Raw genomic sequence first — 10912 nt, forward strand, 5'->3', positions numbered from 1 at the left:
AAAAGTAGGAGTCGAATAGTTGGAGTATTTTATTTACAATAGTTTACGCATATTTTAGTTAAACCTTTAATGTTACTCAAGAAAACAACATATTCGAAATCGTCAATGTTATTGGAAGAGTGATGATGGAAAGTAGTGTGGATAAGACAACGATCCTAGCCCCGTACTCATAATTTCCGCCATATATTTGAGAAAAGAGAGCAGTATTGATGGCTGAAGGTGCCGCTGAGGCTATTGTCAGAACCATTAAGATCAAATAATTATCAATCGGCAATATCCATAAAATAAACGTTCCTACTAAAGGATAAAGGACCAATCTCAAGAAAGTTGCCCAATAAGCCGCTTTTGAATTGAAGATATCGATCAAGTTGCTTTTAGCGATGTAACTTCCTAATAAAATCATGGCTAAAGGAGTATTTAACGAACTCAAATCATTGAATGCTTCAAAGATCACAAAAGGCAAAGGGATTTGAGTTAGATAGAAAAATAACCCAATATATAAACCTATAAATGCTGGGTTAAGCAAAGCATTTTTCAACTGAACCATTCTTTTGTCTCCAGTAACGGTATAGATGCCATAAGTCCATTGAAAAGTGATGGATACCACCATAAACCCAGTCATAAAGAAGACTCCTTCATACCCCAAAACAGACATCACCAAAGGTATTCCCATAAAATTTGAATTGGAAAATGTAGCTGCAAATTTATCGGTCCGTTGCTCTTTTTTCAAAAGGAAATGATTTAAAAAAGCTCTTGAAGAAAGCAGTAAAAAAGAGACTCCCATAGTCATTAACAGCAAACCTATTTGATTGGACTCAAAATCTTGTGTAAATGCATTGATCAAAATGATAGGTGTTATGTATTTGGTCAGCATATTAGCTATTTGTTGAGTTCCATCATCGTTTAGAATGCTCTTCTTCATTAAAAAATAGCCAAAGAAAATCAACAAAAACATAATGCTCATTTGCCCGATAATAATTCCTGAAATATTCATTTAATTAAAATTCCTTCCGCAGTCTGAATTAAAACACTATTACTACTAGTATACGGGTCTTTTGCAAAATAAAAAAGAGAATTCATTTACCTATCTGATTCAGAAAATCTTATAAAAGAAGAACGGAACAAGTTGGCTAAACAAGTATTGATTTTGAAAGATATTTACAGCTGGGGATAGAATGTCTTTATTTGGTGAGTTAAACAAAGGATTAGCAAAAGCTATTCATTATTCTGAAGAAGACATTTCCAAAGCACATTTAAAAAGACTCTGTTGTGTTAGAGAGTGCCCAGTTGGTTAGTAAAATAAAGTGATGCAATTACTATCTAACCATATAAGAAATAAAAGAAGAGCAGAAAATTAATCTGCTCTTTTGATTAGCGTATAAAATTTTTTCTATGTTACCGATCATTCAGCTGTTAACGTACAGCCGGACGAGATAGTTGGATCACCTTAACCTTTCTTTTTGGAATAAAAACTCAAAAGATTAATGACAATCCCCTCCTTTTAATTAAGTATACGAAACCGGACGATTAATAAAATGATTTTCCCCCGTATAGTGAATGATTTGGAGGTTTATTACGTCTAGCGAATAAATCCAATAACATAGATGAGATAAGTTCATTAAAGGGATGCGCTTGGTTGACCATTTGACCACTCCTTTATTCTATGTTTTTAAAAAAACAGCCTCTAGCACAAGGCTAAAGACTGCTTCATTTATCTGAGGTTATTGTATCGTCTGTCTACAGAGTCACGGGCTTGTACGCGTACGCGAACAGCTTTTCTTTTTAACATAGAAAAGTGGGCACGCAGGAAAAGTGCTGAGGTTACAAACATCATGAATCCTGAACTGAAAATCAATGTTTCTGTGTTCATATTTCTCATCCTCTCTCCTAAAAATCCTTCGATCCTGCTGCACTTAAAGTGAAATCTATTTATTTTTATTACACCTTCATTATCTCTTATTCTTGCCAATACTTCAACAAAAACACTCTCCTTTTTTTAAAAATTAAAAAAGGAACTAAGAATGCTTATAAGATAAGGAAACAACGAAAAAGTTCTCAAAAAATGTGTAAACGGATTCTTTAATGGTATAATAAAAAAAGAATTCTAGTATGATGGGGTGTTCATATGAAATATAGTATATTAGATTTTTCTTCTCAAGAAACGACTGTTTCAGCAAAGAAAAATCTCAATGAAAGAATCAAATTGGCGAGATTGACAGAATCTATGGATTACCATCGTTTTTGGATTTCAGAAAATGAGGCCAATTCAGTTCTGGTCGGCAGTACACCAGAATTGATCATGGCTCATTTGGCACTTGCGACAGATGAGATTCGGATTGGATCTGCAGGAATCATGTTGCCTTACTATAATGGAGAAAAAATCGTCGATACCTTTAAAACGATGGCTGTTGTTAGAGACAACCGAATTGATGTAGGAGTAGGGCAAGCTGACGGAAAAAGATGGTTTTCGAAAAAGTTGAATGAAGCTCCATCAGACTACCGTCAATTTGAACAAGAGATGAAAGAAGTTCAAAGGTTGCTTGAGAAAACCAATCATACAAAAGCTGGCAATGCTTATATGTCTCTAATGAAAAATGGAACACCTGAAGTTTTTATTATCAATAATAGCCCAAGAAATACACCCATAACAGCAGAAATCGGTGCAGGTTTTTTCGCACCATATTATTTGAATTCATCCGATGAATTAAAAGAGGCAATCCGTTACTATCAAGAACATTTTGTCCAATCTAATGTGTTGGAAAAGGCCCACGTTATGCTGGCTGTTTTTGTCGCTATTGGTAATACACCACAAGAAATCGAACAATTAAAGAAAGATTTCAATCATTGGGATGAATTGCAGCAGGCATCTGATAGAGAAAGAGACCCAAATCGTGCTATCATTGGTACTGGGGATGAAGTAGTGGAAAAAGTCAGCAAATTAGCTAAAGAATATTCAGCTGATGAAGTCATGTTGATCCCAAATATAGAGAACAACAAAAAAAGAGCTATGACGATCCAGTTGTTTGCTGAAGCCTTGGCGGAACAAAGAAGAGCTCTTTTTGGATAAATAAGTGTATTGTTTATTAAAAAATAAAGAAGATTGAAGGAGAGATAAAATGAGTTACCAAGCAGCAGAAAATCGTTACGATAAAATGATCTATAATCGAGTAGGAAAAAGCGGATTGAAATTACCAGCTGTTTCGCTAGGAATGTGGCACAACTTTGGAGACGTAGATTTATTTGATAAAAGTCGAGCTATTGTCACAAGAGCATTTGACTTAGGAATCACTCATTTTGACTTGGCAAATAACTACGGTCCTCCAGCTGGAAGTGCTGAAGAAAACTTCGGTAGAATTTTTGAAAAAGATTTAAAACCGTATCGTGATGAATTGATTATTTCCAGCAAAGCTGGGTATTATATGTGGCCAGGTCCTTATGGAGAGTTCGGATCGAAAAAAAACTTGACGGCCAGTATTGACCAAAGCTTAAACCGCATGGGATTGGATTATGTAGATATCTTTTATTCTCACAGACCAGATGTCAATACACCATTTGAAGAGACTGCTCAAGCATTAGATTTGATGGTGCGCCAAGGAAAAGCTTTGTATATTGGGATTTCTAATTACTCTGCAGAACAAACTGCCGAAATCAGCGCTATCTTTAAAGAACTCAAGACACCGTTCATTATCCACCAACCTTCATATAGCATGTTCAACCGTTGGATCGAAGACGGATTGCAAGACGTTTTGAGTGAGAACGGGACCGGAACAATCGCTTACAGTCCATTAGCGCAAGGATTATTAACAGACCGTTATTTAGATGGAATCCCAGAAGATTCGCGAGCTGGACGTTCTTCAAGTCCGTTTTTACAAGAAGACCAAGTTCATGAAAATATCGCAAAATCGAGAGCTTTGAATGAGATTGCCAAACGACGTGGACAATCATTAGCTCAAATGGCTGTAGCTTGGATCTTGCGCGACCAAAAAGTTACCAGTGTATTAATAGGTGCAAGTCGTGTTGCTCAATTGGAAGACAACGTAAAAGCCTTGGACAACATTCATTTCACAGCTGAAGAATTGAATGAAATCGATGCTATTTTAAACGAGACGAAAAAATAACATTCTATCAATTGGTCTCTTCATTCAATATACTGAATGAAGAGCTTTTTATTGCAGGAGGAAATTAAATGAACTTAAAAAACATTCATCATGTCGCTATTATTGCGTCTGATTACGAAAAATCGAAACATTTTTATACAGAGCTGCTAGGACTGGAGATTATCCGTGAAAACTATCGTGAAGAGAGGGACTCTTACAAGTTGGACTTGAAAATAGGAGACAGCGAGATAGAATTGTTTTCTTTTCCAAACCCACCAAAAAGACAAAGTGGTCCAGAAGCTGTCGGGTTGAGACACTTGTGTTTTTACGCGGATGACATTGAAGAAACGGTAAAAGAATTGAATCAAAAGGGGATTGAAACTGAACCGATTCGAGTTGATGAATTTACGGGCGGCAAATACACCTTTTTTAAAGACCCAGACGGTTTACCGCTGGAGCTGCATGAGTAAATTTTTAAACTTAAACGAACATTTTTGAAAGTTTTATAGAGTTGGGTTAAAATAAAACAGGTAAGAGCAATTTATTCGAGAAGGAGAAGGATAATATGAGTACAAAAATGATCCACACGTGCTATAGAGTACAAGATTTAGAAAAATCAGTTCAATTTTATACAGAAATTTTAGGGATGAAAGAAGCTCGTCGTTTAGACTATCCTGATTTCAAATTCACTTTAGTTTATTTAGCCTTTGAAGAAGGCGGTTATGAGTTGGAATTGACTTACAACTATAGTGCGGAAAAATATGACTTAGGAAATGGCTACGGACACATCGCTATAGGTGTAGATGATCTAAATGCAGTTCATGAAGAATACAAAAGTAAAAACTGCGATATTACAGATATCAAAGGTCTTTCTGATGGAGCTGCTACTTATTTCTTCATCATGGACCCAGATGGCTACAAAATCGAAGTAGTACAAAATTAATCCATTCCATATTTAATAGGGACGGCTAAACAACAGATTCATTAAAGACTGATACAAATGGTCTTTAATGAATCTATCTTTTTATTATATAGGGATACGAATAACGACTTCACAAATAATTAGGGGGAATTTGATGAAATATGATAGTGGAACTTTTCATTATTCATCTAGAAGAGAATTGGTTTACGGGAAAAAAGGGATGGTTTCAACCACGCATCCCCTAGCTTCACAAGCTGGGCTGGAAGTGTTGAAAAAAGGCGGTAATGCAATTGATGCAATTGTCGCTGCAGCAGCGGCATTAACAGTTGTTGAACCTTCTGCGAACGGAATCGGCGGCGACAGTTTTGCGATCATTTGGTATAAAGGAGAGATGTATGGACTCAATTCAAGTGGAGCTGCACCTGAATTGATGAAGCGAGAGGCCTTCCAGCAAAAAGGTACAGAGATTCCGCGATATGGATTAGAACCGGTAACTGTTCCAGGAGTACCTAAAGGATGGGCAGAATTGGTCAACAAATTCGGACGACTATCGCTCAGTGAAGTGATGGAACCTGCAGCCATCATAGCAGAAGAAGGGCATCCAGTAACCAGTAAGATAGCAGAATCTTGGGAAAGGACTTATCAAATATTCTCTAAACAATTGAAAGACTATCCGGTTCTTCAAACATGGTTTGACACTTTTTGTCCAGACGGAAAACCTCTTCAAGCAGGAGAAATGTGGTCTTCAAAAGGTCACGCAAAAACGTTGCGCGAGATTGGTGCTACTAATGCTGAGGCTTTTTATACCGGTTGGATCGCAGATGAAATCGATGCTTTTTCCAAAAAGTATGACGGCTACATACGAAAAGAAGATTTAAAGAAACATCAATTGGAATGGATCACCCCTCTTTCAACTGCTTATAAAGGATATGAAATATGGGAAATGCCGCCAAACGGACAAGGGATCATTGTATTGATGGCGTTGAATATTTTAGAAGAGTTGACGTTGAAAGATAAAGAGAGTCCAGATACTTATCACAAGCAAATAGAAGCCATCAAGTTAGCTTTCAGCGATGGACTGCACTATATTTCTGATCCTCGTTCGATGAGAACAAAAATTGAAGATATGCTGTCTAAGGAATATGCCACCAGCAGGGCTGGTCTAATTACTAAAAAAGCTCTTTTACCTGAACCTGGAAAATTTGACAACCCCGGAACGGTTTATTTGGCTGCTGCTGACAGTGAGGGGAATATGGTTTCTTATATCCAAAGCAACTACGCGGGATTTGGTTCCGGGTCAGTTGTTCCTGGTCTTGGAATCAGCTTGCACAATCGAGGTAATCAATTTTCATTAGATGAAAACCATCCAAATGTATTGGTCCCTGGTAAGAGACCTTTCCATACGATCATTCCCGCGTTTATCACTCACAACGGAAAGCCTATCGGACCATTCGGCATCATGGGCGGAGGGATGCAGCCCCAAGCTCACCTTCAAGTCCTAAGCAGTATGATCGACTTTCAATTGAATCCTCAAGACGCTTTGGATGCTCCGCGCTGGCAATGGTTGGAGGAGAAAAAGATCCTCGTTGAACCACAATTCCCTTATCCAATCATTCAAGATTTGTTAAAGAGAGGGCATGAGGTGGAGATTGCTACGAGTACGGCATCTTTTGGCAGGGGGCAAATCATTTTGCGACAGGAAAATGGAGTGCTCGTCGGAGGGACTGAGCCGAGAGCAGACGGGCATATAGCAGTTTGGTAAAACGTAAAGAACAATAGGGGAATTTTTCCTTATTGTTCTTTTTTTGGTACTATATTTGACTCCAATATGAGTGAAGAATATAAAAAAGTTACAGCTCTAAAACAGGCTTATCAGCTTAATAAAAACTTTTTTGAAAGAGTAGAAATGAGAGTAGAAATACAGGAGCCTTTCCGTCAGAACAGCAATCTTTTAATTAGTATATACAAATAGTCTAAAAAACCTATCTTTGAATAAAAAAATATGTATAATATAATTTGTGTACTACTATTACCAACCACATAAATGAAAGCGATTTAAATGCGAAGCGTTGTATTATCAAATGAAGGAAAAAGCGGGGGATTTCTCAATGGAAAACATGCAGTTGATTCACATCAATGAAGAAGCCAAAGAATTTCATTTAAGCAACGGTCAAATGAGTTATATTTTTAGAGTAGAACCTAAAATCAAACAACTGGAGCAATTATTTTTCGGTAAGAGCATCAAACATAGAGAATCATTTTCTTATTTAGTAGAGCGGGAAAATCGTCCGGCAAATAATTTATATGAAGGAGATCATACCTCAGCTCTGGAACACATCAAGCAAGAATACCCAGGATTTGGGACGACAGATTTCAGATATCCTGCTCACCAAGTAAAATGGCCATTAGGAGACCGGGTGACCCACTTGGAATATTCTTCTCACAAAGTAATGAAAGGAAAACCGGTTTTAGAAGGATTGCCAGCTACATATGTTGAAGAAGAATCAGAAGCAGAAACGTTAACAGTAATTTTAAAAGACGCTTATTCTGGACTAGAAGTTCACTTGAATTACACTATTTTTAAAGCGCTGCCTGTAATTGCTCGCAGCACTCGTTTTATCAATCATGGCTTAGAGAGTGTTGAATTGGAGAATACGATGAGTGCGAGTATCGATTTGCCAGATGCTAACTATGATTTGCTGCATTTAAATGGAGCCTGGGCAAGAGAAACTCATGTTGAACGTAAAGCTCTTCATACAGGGCTGCAATCTGTATCCAGTGCCAGAGGTGCAAGCAGTCATGCTCATAATCCGTTTATGGCTTTAGTCCGTCCAGATAGTACGGAAACGGCAGGAGAAGTTTATGGATTCAGTTTGGTCTATAGTGGGAATTTTTCTGCACAAGTAGAAGTTGATACGTACCACGTGACGAGAGCAATGATTGGAATCAATCCGTTCCGCTTCAATTGGCAGTTGGATCCCAAAGCTTCTTTCCAAACTCCTGAAGCTGTCATGGTCTATTCTGATAAAGGTTTAAATGGCATGAGTCAGGCTTTTCATGAGCTTTATCGAACTCGATTAGCCAGAGGTGTCTGGAGAGATAAAGAACGCCCAGTATTGATCAATAACTGGGAAGCGACCTATTTTGATTTTAACGAAAATAAAATTTTGGAGATCGCAGAGAATGCTGCTGAATTAGGAGTAGAACTGTTTGTGTTGGATGACGGCTGGTTCAATAAACGAAATGATGATTCAACTTCTCTAGGAGATTGGTTTGAAGACGAATCGAAGTTGCCGAATGGGATAAAAGGGTTATCAGAAAAAATCCATCAATTAGGACTGAAGTTCGGGTTATGGTTTGAGCCTGAGATGGTCAACAAGGACACGACTCTTTATGAAAAGCATCCCGATTGGATCATTCAAGTACCCGGGAAAAATGTTTCTCATGGGCGAAACCAATTTGTGTTGGATTTTTCTCGCCCAGAAGTGGTAGATAACTTATTTCAGCAAATGGACGCGATCATTGAAGGTTCTCACATCGATTATATCAAATGGGACATGAACCGTTACATTTCAGAAGCCTTCTCAATCAGGTTGCCAGCGGACCGGCAAGGGGAAATTTATCACCGGTATATATTAGGTGTTTATGATTTGTATGAACGATTGATTGCTAAGTATCCAGAAATTCTGTTTGAATCTTGTGCTGGCGGCGGTGCACGTAATGACCCGGGTATGTTGTATTATGCGCCACAAGCTTGGGCGAGCGATGATACAGATGCAGTGGAACGATTGAAGATTCAATATGGAACTTCGATGGTTTATCCAATCTCCAGTATCGGAAGCCATGTTTCAGCAGTTCCTAATCATCAAGTAGGTCGGATGACATCAATGGATATGCGTTCTCATGTAGCTTATTTTGGAACATTTGGATATGAGTTAGATATTACGATGCTCAGCCACGAAGAAATTGAATCAATCCAGCAGCATATCCAGTTCTTTAAAAAACACCGTAAGTTGATTCAACAAGGAGATTTTTATCGTTTGAAATCACCGTTTGAAGGAAACCATACGGCCTGGATGATCGTTTCAAGAAATCAAACAGAAGCTGTCGTAGGCTTTTATCAAGTTTTAGGAACACCAAACCCAGCTTATGAACGATTGGTACTGACGGGATTAGACACTGAAAAACGCTATGCGGTGCATCCTATGCATCAGGAACGTTATGGAGACGACCTGATGGCTGCAGGCTTGATTTTTGCGGATGATGTGACGGCTGATCGAGGCGAAAACTGGACTTTTAATCGCCATGGAGATTTCACGAGCAACATTTTCTATTTGACCAGTAAAAATGATTCGGAGGTAAACTAATGGGATTAGCAGTATTTGATATTGGAGGTACATCTGTAAAACATGCTTTCTGGCAAGAAGATAATTTGATTGAAAAAGGCAGTTTCCCTTCGCCGACAACATGGGTCAGCATGAAACAAGAGTTGAGAAGAGTAAAAGAAAAGTATTCAGAACGGTATGTGGTAGATGGCGTGGCAATCAGTTCTCCTGGGGCGGTCAATCAAGCTGCTAGAGTTGTTGAAGGAGCTAGTGCATTACCGTACCTGCATCATTTTCCAATTTATGATGAATTGGAAGAGGTATTTGGCTGTGAAGTGGCTTTGGAGAATGACGCGAATTGTGCTGCCCTGGCCGAAGTATGGAAAGGATCAGCTAAAGGGCTAGATAATGTATTGATGGTCGTTGTCGGCACAGGAATAGGCGGTTCTGTGATCATCAACGGAGAAGTGCAGCACGGAGCTCACTTATTTGGTGGGGAATTTGGATTTATGCTGTTGAATGAGACTCAAACGTTCAGTCAATTAGGAACGGCCGTGAAAATGGCACAACGTTATTGCGAACGAAAAGGGTATCCTATAGGGACTGTAAACGGGGAAGAGGTTTTCCGATTAGCTGAAACAGGAGATGAAATAGCTGCAGAAGAAGCAGAAGTCTTTTATCATTCTCTAGCACGTGGAATCTACAACTTGCAGTATAGTTATGATCCGGATTTGGTTTTGCTTGGTGGGGGTGTATCCAATAAACCAGATATTTTAGAGCAATTGGAGAAGCGCTTCGAACTTATTTTGAAACAAGTTGGTATTGCTCCATTTGTTCCTAAAGTAGAAACATGCTATTTTAAAAGTGAAGCCAATTTGATTGGGGCTGTCTATAATTATGTACAACAAAGTAATAAAATCAGGGGGACCAAGAATGAAACTACTGCAAAATGACAAAATTTTATTTTATGGTGACAGTATTACAGATGTAGGGAGAAACCGCGAAGAATATGATCATTTAGGTCAAGGTTATGCGTTGATGACTGCTGGCAAGCTGCAAGCAACATACCCTGAGTTGAATTTGACGTGTTTAAATCGCGGGATCAGTGGAGATAAAATAGCAGATTTGAAGAATCGATTAGATGAAGACTGTATTGCATTGGAGCCTACTGTAGTGTCTATCCTAATCGGAATAAACGATACTTGGCACATCGAAAACTCGCCAGCTCTAGGTTCAAAAGAAGTGATGGTTCAATTTGAACAAGACTACCGTGAAGTGTTGAAACGCATAAAAGAAGAAACAGCTGCACGAATCGTTTTGATGGAACCTTTTGTCTTACCATATCCAGAAAATCGTACAAAATGGAGAGTTGATTTAGACCAGCGTATCCAGATCATCCGCAAACTAGCGAAAGAATTCCAGACAGAATTTATAGCGTTGGATGGTCCATTGAATGCTTACGGCATCAAGCACAGCTTCCAATATTTAACAGGTGAAGATGGCGTGCACCCAACAGTAGCAGGACATGGATTGATTGCTGAAAAATGGTTGGAAAATATCGAGTAACA

10 protein-coding genes are annotated in these 10912 nt (G+C 38.5%); 8 read left to right on the forward strand and 2 right to left on the reverse strand.

Annotation, left to right across the window (positions count from 1 at the left end; translation table 11 throughout):
* Positions 1-76: 76 nt before the first annotated feature.
* Together ACE025_RS05245 and ACE025_RS05250 are read right to left on the reverse strand one after the other, a co-directional pair.
* Positions 77-994 carry an AEC family transporter gene (locus ACE025_RS05245; protein ID WP_485938160.1) on the reverse strand — a complete coding sequence of 306 codons (918 nt, stop codon included), beginning with the start codon at positions 992-994 and terminating at the stop codon, positions 77-79.
* A 717-nt stretch (positions 995-1711) separates the two neighbouring features.
* On the reverse strand, positions 1712-1870 hold the full coding sequence (locus tag ACE025_RS05250; RefSeq protein WP_177192457.1) for a hypothetical protein: 159 nt from the start codon (positions 1868-1870) through the stop codon (positions 1712-1714).
* A 255-nt stretch (positions 1871-2125) separates the two neighbouring features.
* Between ACE025_RS05250 and ACE025_RS05255 the strand changes: the two genes are divergently transcribed.
* From ACE025_RS05255 to ACE025_RS05290, 8 genes are all read left to right on the forward strand, one after another.
* Entirely contained in the window at positions 2126-3067 is a 942-nt protein-coding gene (locus ACE025_RS05255; protein ID WP_485938163.1) for an MsnO8 family LLM class oxidoreductase, read from the forward strand.
* Between the two features lie 49 nt (positions 3068-3116).
* On the forward strand, positions 3117-4118 hold the full coding sequence (mgrA, locus tag ACE025_RS05260; RefSeq protein ID WP_485938165.1) for an L-glyceraldehyde 3-phosphate reductase: 1002 nt from the start codon (positions 3117-3119) through the stop codon (positions 4116-4118).
* Positions 4119-4186: 68 nt separating this feature from the next.
* Positions 4187-4567 (forward strand): SMU1112c/YaeR family gloxylase I-like metalloprotein, encoded by a 381-nt coding sequence (gene gloA2 / locus ACE025_RS05265; protein ID WP_485938167.1) that lies wholly within the window; start codon positions 4187-4189, stop codon positions 4565-4567.
* 95 nt (positions 4568-4662) lie between these two features.
* Complete coding sequence (gloA, locus tag ACE025_RS05270) at positions 4663-5040, forward strand: lactoylglutathione lyase (RefSeq protein WP_485938169.1); 378 nt, start codon at positions 4663-4665, stop codon at positions 5038-5040.
* 133 nt (positions 5041-5173) lie between these two features.
* On the forward strand, positions 5174-6781 hold the full coding sequence (locus ACE025_RS05275) for a gamma-glutamyltransferase family protein (RefSeq protein WP_485938171.1): 1608 nt from the start codon (positions 5174-5176) through the stop codon (positions 6779-6781).
* 346 nt (positions 6782-7127) lie between these two features.
* Complete coding sequence (locus ACE025_RS05280) at positions 7128-9386, forward strand: alpha-galactosidase (RefSeq protein ID WP_485938173.1); 2259 nt, start codon at positions 7128-7130, stop codon at positions 9384-9386.
* Complete coding sequence (locus ACE025_RS05285) at positions 9386-10297, forward strand: ROK family protein (protein WP_485938175.1); 912 nt, start codon at positions 9386-9388, stop codon at positions 10295-10297. Before ACE025_RS05280 ends, ACE025_RS05285 begins: the two co-directional genes overlap by 1 nt.
* Entirely contained in the window at positions 10278-10910 is a 633-nt protein-coding gene (locus tag ACE025_RS05290) for an SGNH/GDSL hydrolase family protein (RefSeq protein WP_485938177.1), read from the forward strand. Before ACE025_RS05285 ends, ACE025_RS05290 begins: the two co-directional genes overlap by 20 nt.
* The last annotated feature ends 2 nt before the right edge of the window (positions 10911-10912 follow it).

Source organism: Desemzia sp. AGC72, assembly GCF_057334175.1.

Bases quoted from the DNA above. Each gene is read 5' to 3' on its own strand.
- ACE025_RS05245 (WP_485938160.1), bottom strand. From the start codon at position 994: ATGAATATTTCAGGAATTATTATCGGGCAAATGAGCATTATGTTTTTG.
- ACE025_RS05250 (WP_177192457.1), bottom strand. From the start codon at position 1,870: ATGAACACAGAAACATTGATTTTCAGTTCAGGATTCATGATGTTTGTA.
- ACE025_RS05255 (WP_485938163.1), top strand. From the start codon at position 2,126: ATGAAATATAGTATATTAGATTTTTCTTCTCAAGAAACGACTGTTTCA.
- mgrA (WP_485938165.1), top strand. From the start codon at position 3,117: ATGAGTTACCAAGCAGCAGAAAATCGTTACGATAAAATGATCTATAAT.
- gloA2 (WP_485938167.1), top strand. From the start codon at position 4,187: ATGAACTTAAAAAACATTCATCATGTCGCTATTATTGCGTCTGATTAC.
- gloA (WP_485938169.1), top strand. From the start codon at position 4,663: ATGAGTACAAAAATGATCCACACGTGCTATAGAGTACAAGATTTAGAA.
- ACE025_RS05275 (WP_485938171.1), top strand. From the start codon at position 5,174: ATGAAATATGATAGTGGAACTTTTCATTATTCATCTAGAAGAGAATTG.
- ACE025_RS05280 (WP_485938173.1), top strand. From the start codon at position 7,128: ATGGAAAACATGCAGTTGATTCACATCAATGAAGAAGCCAAAGAATTT.
- ACE025_RS05285 (WP_485938175.1), top strand. From the start codon at position 9,386: ATGGGATTAGCAGTATTTGATATTGGAGGTACATCTGTAAAACATGCT.
- ACE025_RS05290 (WP_485938177.1), top strand. From the start codon at position 10,278: ATGAAACTACTGCAAAATGACAAAATTTTATTTTATGGTGACAGTATT.